At 73.2% G+C, this 15,384-nt stretch carries 18 protein-coding genes; 13 read left to right on the top strand and 5 right to left on the bottom strand.

What is annotated here, in order from left to right; translation table 11 throughout:
• Positions 1-133: 133 nt before the first annotated feature.
• Positions 134-580, bottom strand: coding sequence for a DUF3054 domain-containing protein (locus A4A78_RS07915; RefSeq protein WP_062947814.1), 447 nt, complete (start codon positions 578-580; stop codon positions 134-136).
• 173 nt (positions 581-753) lie between these two features.
• On the opposite strand from A4A78_RS07915, the gene A4A78_RS07920 reads away from it, so the two are divergent.
• From A4A78_RS07920 to A4A78_RS07945, 7 genes are all read left to right on the top strand, one after another.
• Complete coding sequence (locus tag A4A78_RS07920) at positions 754-1,887, top strand: histidinol-phosphate transaminase (protein WP_062947816.1); 1,134 nt, start codon at positions 754-756, stop codon at positions 1,885-1,887.
• On the top strand, positions 1,884-2,501 hold the full coding sequence (gene hisB, locus A4A78_RS07925) for an imidazoleglycerol-phosphate dehydratase HisB (RefSeq protein WP_062947818.1): 618 nt from the start codon (positions 1,884-1,886) through the stop codon (positions 2,499-2,501). The genes A4A78_RS07920 and hisB overlap by 4 nt, the downstream gene beginning before the upstream one ends.
• Positions 2,498-3,103: a hypothetical protein gene (locus tag A4A78_RS07930; protein WP_062947820.1), complete on the top strand. Its 606-nt coding sequence runs from the start codon at positions 2,498-2,500 to the stop codon at positions 3,101-3,103. Before hisB ends, A4A78_RS07930 begins: the two co-directional genes overlap by 4 nt.
• Entirely contained in the window at positions 3,100-3,834 is a 735-nt protein-coding gene (gene hisH, locus A4A78_RS07935) for an imidazole glycerol phosphate synthase subunit HisH (RefSeq protein ID WP_369816734.1), read from the top strand. Before A4A78_RS07930 ends, hisH begins: the two co-directional genes overlap by 4 nt.
• Positions 3,831-3,989: a hypothetical protein gene (locus A4A78_RS17935; protein WP_197466640.1), complete on the top strand. Its 159-nt coding sequence runs from the start codon at positions 3,831-3,833 to the stop codon at positions 3,987-3,989. Before hisH ends, A4A78_RS17935 begins: the two co-directional genes overlap by 4 nt.
• Before the next feature lie 70 nt (positions 3,990-4,059).
• Positions 4,060-4,794 carry a bifunctional 1-(5-phosphoribosyl)-5-((5-phosphoribosylamino)methylideneamino)imidazole-4-carboxamide isomerase/phosphoribosylanthranilate isomerase PriA gene (gene priA, locus A4A78_RS07940; RefSeq protein WP_053918460.1) on the top strand — a complete coding sequence of 245 codons (735 nt, stop codon included), beginning with the start codon at positions 4,060-4,062 and terminating at the stop codon, positions 4,792-4,794.
• The gene (locus A4A78_RS07945; RefSeq protein ID WP_062947822.1) at positions 4,791-5,648 is read left to right on the top strand and encodes an SseB family protein; all 858 of its coding nucleotides are present in this window, start codon (positions 4,791-4,793) and stop codon (positions 5,646-5,648) included. The genes priA and A4A78_RS07945 overlap by 4 nt, the downstream gene beginning before the upstream one ends.
• 99 nt (positions 5,649-5,747) lie before the next feature.
• Here A4A78_RS07945 and A4A78_RS07950 read toward each other — a convergent pair whose 3' ends face one another.
• Complete coding sequence (locus tag A4A78_RS07950) at positions 5,748-6,080, bottom strand: DUF1844 domain-containing protein (protein WP_050815731.1); 333 nt, start codon at positions 6,078-6,080, stop codon at positions 5,748-5,750.
• 164 nt (positions 6,081-6,244) lie between these two features.
• The gene (locus A4A78_RS07955) at positions 6,245-7,165 is read right to left on the bottom strand and encodes a DUF4352 domain-containing protein (RefSeq protein WP_062947824.1); all 921 of its coding nucleotides are present in this window, start codon (positions 7,163-7,165) and stop codon (positions 6,245-6,247) included.
• A 344-nt stretch (positions 7,166-7,509) separates the two neighbouring features.
• Here A4A78_RS07955 and infC point away from each other — a divergent pair, with 344 nt between their 5' ends.
• The 6 genes from infC (at position 7,510) to A4A78_RS07985 (ending at position 12,677) form a co-directional block, all read left to right on the top strand.
• Positions 7,510-8,082, top strand: coding sequence for a translation initiation factor IF-3 (gene infC, locus A4A78_RS07960; protein WP_062947826.1), 573 nt, complete (start codon positions 7,510-7,512; stop codon positions 8,080-8,082).
• 25 nt (positions 8,083-8,107) lie between these two features.
• On the top strand, positions 8,108-8,302 hold the full coding sequence (gene rpmI, locus A4A78_RS07965) for a 50S ribosomal protein L35 (RefSeq protein ID WP_010550143.1): 195 nt from the start codon (positions 8,108-8,110) through the stop codon (positions 8,300-8,302).
• A 58-nt stretch (positions 8,303-8,360) separates the two neighbouring features.
• Positions 8,361-8,741: a 50S ribosomal protein L20 gene (gene rplT, locus A4A78_RS07970; RefSeq protein ID WP_010550142.1), complete on the top strand. Its 381-nt coding sequence runs from the start codon at positions 8,361-8,363 to the stop codon at positions 8,739-8,741.
• A gap of 19 nt (positions 8,742-8,760) precedes the next feature.
• On the top strand, positions 8,761-9,681 hold the full coding sequence (locus A4A78_RS07975; protein ID WP_062947828.1) for an RNA methyltransferase: 921 nt from the start codon (positions 8,761-8,763) through the stop codon (positions 9,679-9,681).
• Positions 9,678-11,882, top strand: a complete 2,205-nt coding sequence (locus tag A4A78_RS07980; protein WP_231880872.1) for a cytochrome c oxidase assembly protein — start codon at positions 9,678-9,680, stop codon at positions 11,880-11,882. Before A4A78_RS07975 ends, A4A78_RS07980 begins: the two co-directional genes overlap by 4 nt.
• Before the next feature lie 93 nt (positions 11,883-11,975).
• The gene (locus A4A78_RS07985) at positions 11,976-12,677 is read left to right on the top strand and encodes a MerR family transcriptional regulator (RefSeq protein ID WP_062947831.1); all 702 of its coding nucleotides are present in this window, start codon (positions 11,976-11,978) and stop codon (positions 12,675-12,677) included.
• Positions 12,678-12,684: 7 nt separating this feature from the next.
• Here the strand turns inward: A4A78_RS07985 and A4A78_RS07990 are convergent, their stop codons facing one another.
• Both A4A78_RS07990 and A4A78_RS07995 read right to left on the bottom strand, forming a co-directional pair.
• Positions 12,685-14,562 (bottom strand): S9 family peptidase, encoded by a 1,878-nt coding sequence (locus A4A78_RS07990; protein ID WP_062947833.1) that lies wholly within the window; start codon positions 14,560-14,562, stop codon positions 12,685-12,687.
• Positions 14,562-15,284, bottom strand: a complete 723-nt coding sequence (locus A4A78_RS07995; protein WP_062947835.1) for a DUF3159 domain-containing protein — start codon at positions 15,282-15,284, stop codon at positions 14,562-14,564. Before A4A78_RS07995 ends, A4A78_RS07990 begins: the two co-directional genes overlap by 1 nt.
• Between the last annotated feature and the right edge of the window lie 100 nt (positions 15,285-15,384).

Below are 15,384 nucleotides of genomic sequence, written 5' to 3' on the forward strand. Positions count from 1 at the left end.
GAGCACCGTGCGGAGGGCCGGGGCAGGGGCGGACGCGTCCCGTCCGCGGGCGGGACGGGTGCGCGGCGAGGAGGGTCGGCAAAGGGGTCGGCGAAGGGGTCGGCGAGGCTCGGCGAGGCTCGCCGAGGCGAGCTCAGCCGGCGTTGGCCGTCCGGTCGGCGCCTGCCGCGGATGCGTCGGCGCCCGTCGGGGCCTCCTCGACGGCGGCGCGGCGCTCCTCGGCACGCTCGCCCCGGGTGAGCCACAGCGCGATCGCGCGCCAGCCCAGCATCCCGACCGCCAGCACGATCGCGGTGACGATGAGGAAGGACACCTCGGTGCCCGCCCCGAACAGGGTGCGGACCGCCATCCCGGTCGCGAGGGTGATCGCCCACACGAAGAGCCCGTGCGGCCAGATCCGGAACGGGGCGCGCCAGGCGCGGATCGCGAGATGGCCCAGCAGCGCGCCGACGGCGAAGGGCCACCCCACCAGGAAGATGTTCTCGGTGGTCAGGGGCGTGCCGTGCTGCACGAAGCCGATGGCGACGAAGAGGATGACGACCAGCAGGTCGCCGACGAGGGCACCCAGGGAACGGAACATCCCGCCAGGGTACTGGGACGCGCCGGGGAGCTCCCCGAGGGAAGGAGCCCGGGAGGACCGACGCGGGGATGCGGGACGACATGACGATGAGCCACGTCACGTCGGCGCCGGCCCCGGGGCCGCGACGCGGACCGGGAGGACCTGCCCCCGCGAGGCCAACTACGATGAGTGCCATGTCCGCCTCGCCCGTCCCGACCCGTGAGCCCTCGGTCCTGCCCGTCCCCCGTGACGGCATCGCCGGCGCCGCCCCCTACGGCGCGCCGCAGCTCCCGGTCGCGCATGCGCTGAACGTGAACGAGAACCCCTACGGCCCCTCGGAGGAGCTCGCCGCCGCGATCGGCGCCGCCGCCGCGCAGGCCGCGGCGGGCCTGAACCGCTACCCGGACCGGGAGGCGCTGGACCTGCGCCGCGAGCTGGGGGAGTACCTCGCCGAGGAGTCGGGCGTGCCCGCCCCGCCGGCCGAGGCGGTCTGGGCCGCGAACGGCTCCAACGAGGTCATGCACCAGCTGATGCTCGCCTACGGCGGCCCCGGCCGCACGGCGCTCGGCTTCACCCCGCACTACTCGATGTATCCCGAGTACGCGCGCGACACCTACACCGCCTGGGTCACCGCCGAGCGGGGCCCCGCTCCCGACTTCGCGCTCACCGCGGAGACGGTCACCGCCGCGATCGCCGAGCACCGTCCCTCGATCGTGGTGCTCACCTCTCCGAACAACCCCACCGGCACGGCGCTCGACCTCGACGTCGCCCGCGCCGCCGCCCGCGCGCTCGAGCCCGCCCGCGGGCTGCTCGTGGTCGACGAGGCCTACGGCGAGTTCCGCCGCGACGGGGTGCCCAGCGCCCTCACCCTCCTGGCCGAGCACCCGAACCTCGTCGTGGCCCGCACCATGTCCAAGGCATTCGCGCTCGCCGGCGCCCGCCTCGGCTATCTCGTCGCCGATCCCGCGATCGTCGACACCGTGCGCGTGGTGCGCCTGCCCTACCACCTCTCCGCCGTCACCCAGGCGGTGGCCCGCACCGCCCTCGCCCACCGGGAGGAGCTGCTGGGGAAGGTCGCGCTGCTGCGCACCGAGCGCGACGCGCTCGCCGCCCATCTCGCCGGTCGCGGCCACGAGGTCGCGCCGTCCGACGCCAACTTCGTCCTCTTCCGCGCCTTCGCCGATCGCGACGACGTGTTCCAGGCCCTCCTGGAGCGCGACGTGCTGATCCGCGCCGTCGGACCGGCCGGCTGGCTCCGCGTCAGCGTGGGGACCCCCGAGGACAACACCGCATTCCGCACCGCCCTCGAGGAGGCCGACCCCCGATGACCGAGACCGCCCGCCCGTCGCGCACCGCGACCCTCTCCCGCACCACCCGCGAGTCCTCCGTCGAGGTCAGCCTCGACATCGACGGCACCGGCCAGGTGGACATCTCCACCTCCGTGCCCTTCTTCGACCACATGCTCACGGCGCTGGGCACCCACGCCCGCTTCGACCTGACCGTCCGCGCGACCGGTGACACCCACATCGACGCCCACCACACCGTCGAGGACACCGCGATCGTGCTCGGCCAGGCGCTGCGCGAGGCGCTCGGCGACAAGCACGGCATCACCCGCTTCGGCGACGCGCTGGTCCCGCTGGACGAGGCGCTCGCCCAGGCCGTCGTGGACCTCTCCGGCCGCCCCTACTGCGTCCACTCCGGGGAGAGCGAGGCCCAGGCCACCCACCTCATCGGCGGGCACTTCACCGGCTCGCTGACCCGTCACGTCTTCGAGTCCCTCGCCCACCACGCCGCGATCTGCCTGCACATCCGGGTGATCGAGGGCCGCGACCCGCACCACATCGTCGAGGCGCAGTTCAAGGCGCTCGCCCGGGCGCTGCGCGCCGCCTGCGCCCCCGACGACCGGGTCCTCGGTGTGCCGTCCACCAAGGGAGCGCTGTGAGCACCGACGACACCACCGGCCGCGGGCCCGAGCCCGACGACATCGACGCCGAGTTCGCCCGCCTCACCGAGGGGCTCTCCCTCGACGACGCGCCGCTGACCGTCGAGGACGTCCTGTCCGACGCCTCCGCCGCGCCCGAGGAGGACGAGGTCCCCACGATCGCCGTGGTCGCCACCTCCGTCGCGACCGCGAAGGCGCTCGCCGGCGTGATCCGGCTGGGCCGCGAGGCGCGCACCGACGGGATCGACATCCCCACCGACTCCCGCACCTTCGACACCGCCACCGGCGCGGTCGCCGTCGGCCCGCTGTCCGAGGCGGCGGCGCACGATCTCGCCGCGATCACCTCCACCGCCCTGCAGCGCAACGGCATCGTGGTCTTCTGGCGCCGCGGCGACCGCATGACCGCGACCCGGTACAAGAACGGCGAGCGCGGCGAGGACATCTCGCCCGCGATCGTGCTCGGCGCCGTCGACGACGTCGTCGAGGAGCTGCTGCTGGGCGCGACCTCGCTCGACGAGCTCGGCGAGGGCCTCGACCCCGCCTCGCTCACCCGGGCCGAGGCGCTGGAGTGGATTTCCTCCGGCGGGAGGAAGCGCCCGTGAGCGCGACCGAGCCCGCGTCGGCGGCCGCCGCGAGCCCCGCGGCCGCACCGGCCGCCGCGGGAGCGCCGGGTCCCGCCCCGCGCGTGGTCGTCCTCGACCACGGCTCCGGCAACGTCCGCTCCGTCGTCCGCGCCCTCGAGGCCGCGGGCGCCGAGGTCGAGCTCACCGCGGACCGCGAGGCCGCCCTCGCGGCCGACGGGCTCGTCGTCCCCGGCGTCGGCGCCTACTCCGCGACCCTCGCGCAGATCCTCGCCGTCGGCGGCGACCGGATCATCGAGCGCCGCCTGTCCGGCGGCCTGCCGGTGCTCGGCATCTGCGTGGGCCTGCAGGCGATGTTCGAGGCCGGCACCGAGCACGGCGAGCGCACGCGCGGACTCGGCCAGTGGCCGGGCGAGGTCACCCACCTCCAGGCCGAGGTCGTGCCCCACATGGGCTGGAACACCGTCGAGCCGGCGCCCGGCAGTGCGCTGTTCGCCGGGATCGAGCAGGAGCGCTTCTACTTCGTCCACTCCTACGCCGCCCGCAGCTGGGAGCTGGAGGACACCGGCCCGCTCAAGGCGCCGCAGGTGACCTGGGCCCAGCACGAGGAGGACCGCTTCGTCGCCGCCGTCGAGAACGGGGCGCTCAGCGCCACCCAGTTCCATCCCGAGAAGTCCGGCGCGGCCGGCGCCCGCCTGCTCGCGAACTGGCTGGGCACCCTGCCGCGCCGCGGCCGGGAGCAGGACGCATGATCCTCGCGTTCCTGATGCTCTTCGCCGGCGGGATGCTCCTCGGCGGCGCCTGGTCCTTCTACCGCTCGAAGAAGCCCTGGTGGGCCGTCGCGGGACTGGCCGTGCTCGCTCTCGTGTGCCTGGGCATCTCCTTCTGGCGCATCCAGAGCGGCTGAGCCCGACTCCCCACCCCGTCCGTCCCCGTGCCCGACCGGGCACCACCCCCTCAGTCCCAGGAGGACCCCCATGACCGCTCCCGTGCTCGAGCTGCTCCCCGCCGTCGACGTGCAGGGAGGCCAGGCCGTCCGACTCGTCCAGGGCGAGGCCGGCACCGAGACCGGTTACGGCGCGCCGCTGGACGCCGCGCTCGCCTTCCAGGAGGGCGGCGCGAGCTGGCTGCACCTGGTCGACCTCGACGCCGCCTTCGGTCGCGGCTCCAACGCCTCCCTGCTCGCCGAGGTCGTCGCCGCCGTGGACATGAACGTCGAGCTCTCCGGCGGTATCCGCGACGACGAGTCCCTCGCCGCGGCGCTCGCCACCGGCTGCCGCCGCGTGAACCTCGGCACCGCCGCCCTCGAGAACCCCGAGTGGACGGCCGACATCATCGCCGAGCACGGCGACCGCATCGCCGTCGGCCTCGACGTGCGCGGCACCACCCTCGCCGCGCGCGGCTGGACCCGCGAGGGCGGCGACCTGTGGGAGACCCTCGAGCGTCTCGACGCCGCCGGCTGCCAGCGCTACGTCGTCACCGACGTCACCAAGGACGGCACGCTCCAGGGCCCGAACGTGGACCTGCTCGCCCAGGTCTGCGAGCGCACCGACGCGAAGGTCGTCGCCTCCGGCGGCATCTCCTCCCTCGACGACCTGCGCGCGCTGCGCGAGCTGGTCCCCGTCGGGGTCGAGGGCGCCATCGTGGGCAAGGCCCTGTACGCGCAGGCCTTCACGATGGGCGAGGCGCTCGACGTCGCGGGACGCCCGTGACCTCCGAGAACACCTCGCAGAACGAGGACCACGGCCCGACGGGCCCGGACGCCGACCCCGGCGAACGGGCCCGTCGGGCCCTGCCCTCCCACTTCCGCGAGAAGTCCCCGCTGACCGACACCGCGGGCGTCACCTGGGAGGGGCGCGACTACACCGTCAGCCCGTTCCCCGGGGACGACGGCGCGACCCCGGCGCACCTCGCCGAGGCGCTGCGGGCGCACCGGGCGGGCCGGGACCCGCACCGACGCGCGCTCGTCGCGGCGCTGACGACCTCCCGGGTGCTGGTGCCGATCATGGCGGTCGCGACCGAGACGGGCACCACCGCCCACGGCCTCACCGGTGACAACGGCGCCGACATGGCGATGGTCTCGATCACCGCGCCCGACGGGACGACGGTGCTGCCGCTGTTCACCTCCGTCGACCAGCTCTCCGCCTGGCGCGGAGATGCCCGGCCCGTGCCCGTGGTCGCGCCGCAGGCGGCGCAGGCCGCGGTCCAGGAGGGCTGCACCGCGCTGCTGCTGGACGCCGCGACGCCGGAGTCCGAGGGCGGCCCCGTGCTGCTGCCGCGCTCGGTGCTGTGGGCGCTCGCGCAGGGGCGCGAGTGGATCCCGCCGCACGAGGACGGCGAGCTCGCCGCGGAGCTCGAGCGGGTCGGGACCTCCGCCTCGCCCGCCGTGCTGGGCCTCGCGGCCCGCGCCGGCGAGCGCGCCGAGGTGGACCTCCACCTGCGGCTGCGCCCAGGGCTGACCGCGGAGCAGGTCTCCGCGGTGGTCCAGCTGGTGACGCAGGCGCTCGGGGGATCGCAGCTCGTCGCCGAGCGGATCAGCTCGATGCGGCTCGTGCTCGGCTCCTGAGCCCGACGTCGGGCCGGCGGCCCGGCCGTCGATCCCGCACTGCCCCCTGTCGAGTCCGGCGCCCGGCGCCTCAGCAGGGAGCCGGGCCGCCCGGGGTCCTCAGGAGACCCGGCCGGTGTACTTCTCGCCCGGCGCCTTGCCCGGCTCGTCGGGGAAGGGCAGGGCCTCCGCGAAGGCGAGCTGCAGGGAGCGCAGACCGTCGCGCAGCGAGCGGGCGTGCTCGTTGCCGATCTCGGGAGCGGCGGCGGTGACCAGGCCCGCGAGGGCGGTGATCAGCTTCCGCGCCTCGGCGAGGTCCTGGTACTGCCCGGTCTCCTCGTCCTCGGCGAGGCCCACCTTCACCGCCGCGGCGCTCATCAGGTGCACGCAGGCGGAGGTGATGATCTCGACCGAGGAGACCTCGGCGATGTCGCGCAGCTCGTCGGCGCCGATCCCCTCGTCGTGGCTGTGCGCGGCGTCGTGGCTGTGCGCGGCGTCGTGCGCGTGCGGGGTGCTGTCGTGGGAGTGCTCGGTCACTGGGGGTCCTTCGTTCTCGGTCCGCGTCCGGGTCGGACGCGGTGCGGGGGTGGTGGTCCGCGGCGGGCGGAGGGAGTGGCTCAGCCGGCCAGGGGCAGGGATCCGGTCATGTCCTCGCCGAGGTCGACGAGGATCGCGGAGGGCTCGGTGCCGATCGGCACGTCGAAGACCAGGTGGACGGTGCCGCTGCCGCCGCCCGGGATCTGGGTGGGCCTCTTGCTGTCGGCGATGTGCACGCGGCTCGCATCGAGGTCGAGCGGGTGGGTGGCGCCGTCGGCGGACTCCAGCGAGATCGACTCCGGGGTGAGCGGCACCGCCCGGTCTCCCTGGTTGTCGATCTCGACGGTGGCGATGATGAACTCGCCCTCCGGCTCGACCGGGTTGCTCCGGCTGCCGACGCTGCGCACGCCCGCCTCGGTGCTCACCGCGGTCATCTCGACCTCGCCGATCGTCGCGCTGCTGCCGGAGGCCCCGTCCTGCGGGGCGGCGGTCCCGGCGGGTGCCGACGGATCGGAGGCGCCCGGGTCGTCGGAGCCGAGGGCGCGGAAGGCGAGGATGCCCCCGCCGACGGCGACGGCGAGGACCAGCACGGCGACGAGGACGATCGCGCCGATGAGCAGTCCGCGGCGGAAGCCCTTCGCCTCGTCGGGGTCCTGCACCTTCGCGGGCCGACGGTTCGGGACGGCCGGGCGCGGGGGAGGGGTCGGGAACCCCTCGGGCACCGGGCGCAGCATCGCGCGGGGAGCGGTGACGCCCTGGACGCCGGTGACCGAGCGGCGCTCGGTCTCGGAGAGGTCGTCCTGCGCCTCGGGGCGCTCGGCGGGCTCGACGCCGCCCGGGGCCGGGAGCTCCTCGTCGTTCCCGTAGCCGTACTCGTGGGACGCGTCGGCGGGACCGTGCGGCGCGGGGAGCTGCGGGGTGCCGGCCGGCTCCGCGGGAGCGGTGTCCGAGGGGAGCGCTGGCCGGCCGTCCTGCTCGGACGCCTCGCGGTCGGTGTGCACCTGTACTCCTCGCTGATCGCGGCCTGGCGGCGCGACGCACATCACCTGGACGTCCGTCGTACTCCTGGTAGGATAGACGACTGGAACAGGTCGAAACCCTCGTCATACGTTCCTCAAGTGGAGTCCCTTCCCACCTCGTGGCGTCCAGCCGCTGGGTCAGTAGCGCAGTCGGGCGTCATCGTCCGGCGAGCGGGCCGTCGCGCCCGACCGCCGTCGCAGCGCTCGCACCTTGGGGCCTCCGCATGACTGCGGGGGCCTTCGTCGTCTTCCGACTCGAAACAAGGTGAGGAGCCAACATCAGCGAACAGCGCATCAACGGTCAGATCAGGGTCCCCAAGGTCCTCCTGGTCGGTCCCAACGGCGAGCAGGTCGGTGAGGTCCGTGTCGAGGACGCCCTGCGTCTCGCCCAGGAAGCAGACCTCGACCTGGTCGAGGTCGCACCGGGTGCGAACCCGCCCGTCGCGCGGCTCATGGATTACGGCAAGTACAAGTACGAAGCCAACCTGAAGGCCCGCGAGGCTCGGAAGAACCAGGCGAACACGGTCCAGAAGGAAATCCGGATGGGCCTGAAGATCGACACGCACGACTACGAGACCAAGCGTCGCAACGTCGAGAAGTTCCTCGACGGCGGCGACAAGGTGAAGGTCATCATCCGCTTCCGCGGCCGTGAGCAGTCCCGTCCCGAGCGGGGCGTCAAGCTCCTGCAGCGCATGGCGGAAGACGTCTCGGAGTACGGCTTCGTCGAGTCCCACCCGCGGCAGGACGGCCGCAACATGGTGATGGTCTTCGGGCCTCACAAGAAGAAGGCCCAGGCCATGGCCGAGGCCCGCAAGCGCAAGACCGACGCCGAGAAGGCAGCGGCCCGGGGCAAGGACGACGAGTCCGCGCCCGAGGCCGAGGCCGGCGCCGAGTCCTGAGAACGTCACAAGGAGAAACAGGCCAATGCCGAAGAACAAGACCCACTCGGGTACCAAGAAGCGCGTCCGCGTCACCGGCTCGGGCAAGCTCATGCGGGAGAAGGCGAACGCTCGCCACCTCCTCGAGCACAAGTCCTCCACCCGCAAGCGCCGTCTGGGCTCCGACACCGATGTGTCGAAGGCCGACGCCAAGCGCATGAAGAAGCTGCTGGGCCGCTGATCGCCCACGCGGGAGCACGGCTCCCGCGACCCTGAACTTACGATCGAAGGAGTATCACGTGGCACGCGTGAAGCGGGCGGTCAACGCCCAGAAGAAGCGTCGGGAGATCCTCGAGCAGGCCAGCGGCTACCGCGGCCAGCGCTCGCGCCTGTACCGCAAGGCGAAGGAGCAGGTGCTGCACTCGCAGACCTACAACTTCCGCGACCGCAAGAAGCGCAAGGGCGACTTCCGTCAGCTCTGGATCCAGCGCATCAATGCGGCGTCCCGCGCCAACGGCCTGACCTACAACCGCTTCATCCAGGGCCTCGGCCTTGCGGGTGTCGAGGTGGACCGTCGCATGCTCGCCGAGCTCGCCGTCAACGACGCGCCGGCTTTCGCCGCCCTGGTCGAGGTCGCCAAGAACGCCCTCCCCGAGGACGTCAACGCCCCCGCGGCCTGACATCGCTGCCCGTCCAGCGATGACCGAGCGCCCGGATCAGTCCCCGATCACCTCCCCCCGCTCCGAGCGGGTGCGGAAGGTGGCGGCGCTGACCGGGCGCTCGGCGCGTCGCAAGCAGGGACGCTTCCGCGTCGAGGGGCCGCAGGCCGTGCGCTCCCTGCTCGCGCACCGTCCCGAGCTCGCCCTCGAGGTGCACCTCACCGAGCGCGCCGCCGAGGCGCACCCCGAGCTCGAGCGCCTCGCCCGCGAGGCGGGCATTCCGGCCCGCCGCGTCGACGAGCAGATCCTGCGCGCCATGGTGCGCGAGAGCGGCCCGGCCGACGCGGCCGCCGGCGGCGGGTCCGGTCCTGCCGGCCCCGTCGGCACGGGCGCCCCGGGAGCGCTCGTCTCCCCGCAGGGCGTCGTCGCCGTCGGCGCCCTGCCCGCCGAGGACCCGGACGCCGCGACCGCCGCGCTGGAGTCGCTGCCCGATGACGGCCCGCTCACCGTGGTCGTGCTCCACGAGGTCCGCGATCCTGGGAACGTCGGCACCCTGATCCGCACCGCGGACGCCGCCGGCGCCGACCTCGTGCTGCTGACCCGCACCAGCGCCGACCCGTACTCGCCGAAGGCCGTGCGGGCGAGCGTCGGCAGTCTCTTCCACCTCCCCGTCCTCACCGGCGCCGAGAGCGGCCCCCTGCTCGAGGCCCTCGCCGCCCGCGGCATCACCGCCGCCGCGACCAGCGGCTACGCGGACTCCGAGCTGTTCGACGTCGACCTGCCGGACCGGATCGCGTGGATCCTCGGCAACGAGGCGCACGGGCTCGACGAGGAGACCCTCGCCGCCGCGCCGCTGACCGTGCGGATCCCGCTGGCCGGCCACGCAGAATCGCTGAACGTGCACACCGCCGCGACCGTCTGCCTCTTTGAGACCCTTCGCCGACGACGGGCCGGGGCATGAGCACGCCTGTCGCGGAGACCGCCCCCGCACGCCGCCGCGGCCCCGGCCGCGCCCTCGGCACCGCCGCGGTCCCTCTCCTGCTCCTGCTGGCCCTGCTCGCCGTAGGGCTCGGCATGCTCGCCACCGGGGCGCTGTCCCCGGCGACCCTCGTGCCCGCCTCGCCGCTGGTGACCTTCGGGCTGCCCGTCGTGCGGGCGCTGCACCACCTGGGCCTCCTCCTCGCCGTCGGCGCGGGCGCGACCGCCGTGCTCCTGCTGCCCGGCCCCTCGCGCCGCGAGGTGACGGTGCTGGACCCGCTGCGCCGCCGCGCCGTGCGCCTCGCCGCCGCCGGAGCGCTGCTGTGGACTCTCGCCGCCCTCGCGCAGATCCCGCTCGGCGGGCTCGAGGCGACCGGTGCCGGCACCGCGCTGAACGTCTGGGACGTCGCGATGGGCGGGGCGCTGGGCCGGCTGCAGATGCTCGTCGCCGTGCTCGCCGCACTCGCGACCCTCGCCTACGCCCTCGCCCGCTCCACCGTGCTGGCCTGCTGGGGCCTCGCCTTCGCAGGCCTCGGCACGCTGTCGCTCGGACTGGTGGGCCACGCCGGGGCGAGCCTGGACCACATCAACGCCGTCAACGCCATGGCGCTGCACCTCGTCGCCGTGACCGTCTGGGCGGGCGGGCTGCTGGCCATCGCGCTGCTCGCCGGGCGGATGGACGACGAGGTGCTCGGCGTCGTGGTCCGCCGCTACTCGCCCTGGGCCCTGGCCGCGGTGCTCTCCCTGGCCCTCAGCGGCCTGATCAGCGCCGGGATCCGGCTGTCGGGCTGGGGAGACCTGCTCACGACCGGCTACGGCCGGGTCGTGCTCGCCAAGGCGCTCGGCCTCGTCGTCCTCGCCGTGCTCGGTGCCCTCCAGCGCGCACGGCTCGGCGAGCGGCTCCGCTTCCGCCATCTCGCGCTCACCGAGGGCGTGCTGATGGCCGCCGTGATCGGGGCGTCGATCGCGCTGGGCCGCTCCGCCCCGCCCGTGCCGCAGTCGGTCCCCGCCAGCGGCGACCTCAAGGTGCTCTCGCTGGCGGGCTTCCTCCCGCCCGAGCAGGAGTTCTCGCCCACGACGATGCTCACCGTCGTCCAGCCGGACTGGATCGCGATCGCCCTCGCCGTGGTGATGGCGGGCCTCTACCTCACCGGGGCGGTGCGTCTGGCCCGGCGCGGGGACGACTGGCCGTGGCATCGCACCCTCGCCTTCCTCGCCGGCTGCCTCGCCTTCGCCTGGGTGATCTCCGGCGGCGCGGCGGCCTGGGGGAAGTTCCGCTTCGACGCCCACATGGTCCAGCACATGGCGATGATGATGATCGTGCCGCCGCTGTGGGTGCTCGGCGCGCCGGTGACGATGCTGTCCCGCGCCACCTCGCCCCGCACCGACGGGTCCCGCGGGGTGCGCGAGTGGGTGCTGGCCGCCCTGCACTCGGGCTACTCGCGGCTGATCTCCTCCCCGCCGGTGGCCGGGCTGATCTTCGCCGGCTCGCTGGTGATCTTCTACTTCACTCCGTTGTTCGAGCTGGCGATGTACAACCATCTCGGCCACGTGCTCATGACGGTGCACTTCCTCGCGTCGGGCTATCTCTTCGCCTGGGTGCTGATCGGCATCGACCCCTCCACCAAGCCGATCAATCCGGTGCTGAAGCTGATCACGCTGCTGGTGACCCTCGCGTTCCACGCCTTCTTCGGGATCGCGCTGTACTCGGCGACCTGGCTGGTCGCGGAGGGCTGGTACTCGGAGCTGGGGATGTACGGCCCCGACCGGCTGATGCTGATCCAGGAGCGGGGCGCCTCGATCATGTGGGCGATCTCCGAGGTGCCGACGGTCGGCTACGCGATCATCGTGGCGGTGCTGTGGATGAAGTCCGAGGACCGACGGGCCCGGCAGTACGACCGTAAGGCCGAACGGGACGGCGGCGCCGAGCTCGCCGCGTACAACGCCTATCTCGAGAGCCTGCGCGGGGGAGGCGGGCCGGCGGCGGCCGCCCCCGCCGCGGAGACCGCCGTCGAGCCCGAGAGCGCGGCTGCAGCGGCCCGGAACGACGAGGGGCCCGTCGACGTCGAGGACGATGCGGTGGACGGCGCGGAGCACTCTGCCGACGGACAAGCGGACCGGGCGGCCGCCGAACATGCCGGCCCCTCCGGGGACGGTGCCCGTCCCGGAACTCCGGGGGAATGATCCTCGAGCGCGACGGCTCCGAGATCGGGACGACCCGGCACTTGTCGCCGCACCGCATCGCGTAGGTTCTGGAGCGACAGGAGGAGGCGACCGATGGCGTGGAGCACACGGGAGCTCGCCGAGCTCGCAGGGACGTCGCTGCGCGCGGTGCGGCACTACCACGACGAGGGCCTGCTGCCCGAGCCGCCCCGCTCCTCGAACGGGTACAAGCACTACGGGGTCCGGCACCTGATCCAGCTGATGCACATCAGGCGGCTGGTCGACCTGGGCGTGCCGCTGGCGGAGATCCCGTCCCTGGATCCCTCCACCGACAGCTACCGGGAGGTCCTGGAGGCCCTGGCCTCGGAGACCACCGCGGAGATCGAACGGCTGGTGGTCGTCCGGGACGAGATCGCCCAGCTCCTCGAGAAGCCCGGGACGTGGGAGATGTCCAGCGGAACGACCGGCAGCACGGACGGAGACTTCCTCACCGTCCTCTCCCGCGTGCTCGACGAGGATTCGCTCCAGGCGTGGCGACGCGTGGGAGAGTCCATCCCCGACGCCCAGGTCCTGGCCGACTTCGAGAACCTGCCGGAGGAGGCGTCGGCCGAGATGCGCGAGGACGTCGCGGCACGGATGGCGGACGCGGTCCGTGATGGCCTCGCCGCCGCCCCCGAGCTGGACGATCCCGGTTTCGGCGAGGGCACCTCGCGCGCCCTGGGGACGCGGAGCATCGGCGAGGCCCTCGCCGAGCTGTACTCACCCGCCCAGCTGCGAGTGCTGGTCAGGTGCCACGAGCTGCTGTCCGCCGAGTGAGGGACGCTCAAGCGTCCTGGGCGGTGGCGGGCACCTTCGCCAGGTGTCGCGCGAAGAACTCGTCCGCCGCGCGGTACAGCGCCAGCACGTTCTCCGGGTTGAGGATGAAGTGCCCCTCGTCGTCGAAGACCAGGTACTCCACCTCGTTCCCCTGCTCCCGCAGCCCGGCGACGATCCGGTCGGAGTTCGCCCGTCTCACCCGCACATCGTTGGCGCCCTGCACCACCATCAGCGGTGAGCGGATGTCCGCGATCCGGGTGATCGGCGAGCGGGCCCTCAGGTCGGCGGCCTGCTCGGGGTCCGACGGGTCGCCTGCGTAGCGGTACCAGTTGTTCACGAGGCCTGCTCGCGCGTACTCGGGCAGGGAGCGCAGGTAGTCGACGAGGTCGGAGACCCCCACGTACTCCACCGCCGCCGCGAACCGCTCCGGGGTGAACGCGAGGCCCACGAGCGCGGCATAGCCGCCGTAGGAGCCGCCGAACACGCCGACCCGCGCAGGGTCCGCGAAGCCCTGGTCGACCGCCCAGTCGACGGCGTCGAGGAGATCCTCGTGCATACGTCCGGCGAACTCGCGCACGCCCGCCTCCATGTGCCTGCGTCCGAAGCCGGCGGAGCCGCGGAACTGGGGCTGCAGCACGGCGTACCCACGACTCGCCCAGAGCTGGACGATGGAGTCGAACCTCCACCAGTCCCGTGCCCAGGGTCCGCCGTGGGGCATCAGGACCAGGGGCAGGTCCTGCGGCTGCACGTGGGCGGGGAGCGTGAGATAGGCGGGCAGCCGCAGGCCGTCGCGGGCCGTGATCTCGATGCTCTCGACGGGGGCGAGCTGGTCGACGTCCAAGTGCTCCAGGCTCCGTGCCAGCAGGCGGCTGCGGCCGGTCCCGTGGTCATAGAACCAGGTCTGCGGATCGCGGTCGTGCACGAACGACACCACCCACCGCTGTTCGTCGATGTCGCTGGTGATCCCGCCGATGTCCCCGTCGCACAGCGACCCCACCGCCTCGAGGACTTCCGCGAAGTGCGGGTCGAGGGAGACGGTGTGCATCCGCATCCCGTGATAGCGCAACCCCAGCAGCTCACCGGTGCGCCGGTGGCGGATCAGCGGGGAAGGCAGGTTCGGGAAGACCAGGGACCGGGTGTCCAGATCGGCGTGGGGGTGGTGATGGATCATCGTCTCCTCCCCGGTGGCCAGGTCGAGGCGGGCCGGATGCAGGTGGTCGGTGCCGCGATAGGAGCCGAACCAGATGGCCGACCCGTCCGGCGCGGCCTCGAAGGGGTGGACGTCCATCGGGTAGGCGTCCCCGTCGAAGGTGGCGATGAGCGACTCGTCCTGCCAGAGCTCCCAGGTGCCGTCCGCGCGCATGCTCCTGCGCAGGCGCTCGTCGCCGACGAGCATCCAGGTGCTCCCCTCCCCGGGGCTCGGGGCGAGCCGGGTGAGGGCACCGGTGGCGATCTCGAGGTCGTAGAGATCGAACTCGGTGGGGCTTTCGGCGTTCAGCTGCACGGTGGAGTGGCCGGGGCGCCCCTGTCGGAGCTCGAGGGCCTGGGCCGTCGCACCGGGGAACGGGGTGAGGTCCACCGCGGGGGCGCCGGGCTGGTCGAGGTCGATGCGGAAGACGTGCCAGTTCTCGTCGCCGCCGCTGTCCTGCTGGTAGAGCAGGTGGCGGGAGTCGTCGGCCCAGAGGTACCGGGTGATGGAGCGGGAGTCGTCGGCGGTGACGCAGCGGGGCGGGGCGTCGGAGTCGATCTCGTCGACCCAGATGTTGAGCCGCTCGTGCCACATGGCCAGGTGGGCGAGCCGGGTGCCGTCCGGGGAGATCGTGATGCCCGAGCGCTCCGGCGGCCGCAGGAGGTCGTCGATGGTGAGGGTCGCAGCGGTGGTCATCAGAGGTTCCTCTCGTCGATCAGGTCGCCGGTGGCGGTCGCCGCATGACGTGCCTCGGCGGTGCGCATCCGTGTCGTGCTGCGGCGGAACGCCCACACCACGACGAGGGCGAGCGCGATGGTCAGCGGAGCTCCCATGAGGGTGTCCGCGATGCCCAGAGCGGTGATGCTCTCCGCGACGTACAGCCACTGCTGCACGACGAACTTGGCGAGATGGGCGACGGCGATGGCCGAGGTGGCGATGACGTGCGCACGGTAGGTGGGGCGGTCCTCGCGCCAGGCGTGCTCACCGCCGTGCACGGCGTTCCAGATCATGCCGGTCAGGGGGCGCCGCGCCATGACGGAGATCGCGGTGGGGAGGAAGATCGCCAGGGCGGCCCAGATGCCGATGACGAAGAAGTCCCGGACCGAACCGGTCCAGATCACGAGCGTGGCGGCCACGGCCACGCCGAGCAGGCTGCCGATCGCCGAGGGCACCTTCTCGCCGCGGGCCAGGCGGATCACGAACAGCACGGCTCCCGCGGCGAGCGCGACGGCGAGCGTGGGCATCAGCGGGAGGAACAGGTGCGCCACCACCAGGGCGATGACGGGCACGGTCGAGAGGACGAGCCCCGAGGCTCCGCCCATCTGGTCGATGATCTGCTCGGTGGTGGTGCCTTCTGCGGTGGTGCTCTCTCCGGTGGTGCTCTCAGTGGTCTTGCTCTCTGCCTTGTCGATACTCATCGTTCGCCTCCGTCGGGGAGTCGAGGACTGCTGTCGACAAGGAGCACACACTGTGCCGGAGCGGCACACTCCAGACCTCGGAGCCGAAATGTGACGCACG

Origin of the sequence: Brachybacterium sp. sponge (assembly GCF_001613775.1) — a bacterium.
GTDB classification, from domain to species: domain Bacteria; phylum Actinomycetota; class Actinomycetes; order Actinomycetales; family Dermabacteraceae; genus Brachybacterium; species Brachybacterium conglomeratum.

Bases quoted from the DNA above. Each gene is read 5' to 3' on its own strand.
- rpmI (WP_010550143.1), top strand. From the start codon at position 8,108: ATGCCGAAGAACAAGACCCACTCGGGTACCAAGAAGCGCGTCCGCGTC.
- A4A78_RS07915 (WP_062947814.1), bottom strand. From the start codon at position 580: ATGTTCCGTTCCCTGGGTGCCCTCGTCGGCGACCTGCTGGTCGTCATC.
- hisB (WP_062947818.1), top strand. From the start codon at position 1,884: ATGACCGAGACCGCCCGCCCGTCGCGCACCGCGACCCTCTCCCGCACC.
- A4A78_RS07920 (WP_062947816.1), top strand. From the start codon at position 754: ATGTCCGCCTCGCCCGTCCCGACCCGTGAGCCCTCGGTCCTGCCCGTC.
- A4A78_RS07975 (WP_062947828.1), top strand. From the start codon at position 8,761: ATGACCGAGCGCCCGGATCAGTCCCCGATCACCTCCCCCCGCTCCGAG.
- A4A78_RS07990 (WP_062947833.1), bottom strand. From the start codon at position 14,562: ATGACCACCGCTGCGACCCTCACCATCGACGACCTCCTGCGGCCGCCG.
- A4A78_RS07995 (WP_062947835.1), bottom strand. From the start codon at position 15,284: ATGAGTATCGACAAGGCAGAGAGCAAGACCACTGAGAGCACCACCGGA.
- A4A78_RS07985 (WP_062947831.1), top strand. From the start codon at position 11,976: ATGGCGTGGAGCACACGGGAGCTCGCCGAGCTCGCAGGGACGTCGCTG.
- A4A78_RS17935 (WP_197466640.1), top strand. From the start codon at position 3,831: ATGATCCTCGCGTTCCTGATGCTCTTCGCCGGCGGGATGCTCCTCGGC.
- A4A78_RS07980 (WP_231880872.1), top strand. From the start codon at position 9,678: ATGAGCACGCCTGTCGCGGAGACCGCCCCCGCACGCCGCCGCGGCCCC.
- priA (WP_053918460.1), top strand. From the start codon at position 4,060: ATGACCGCTCCCGTGCTCGAGCTGCTCCCCGCCGTCGACGTGCAGGGA.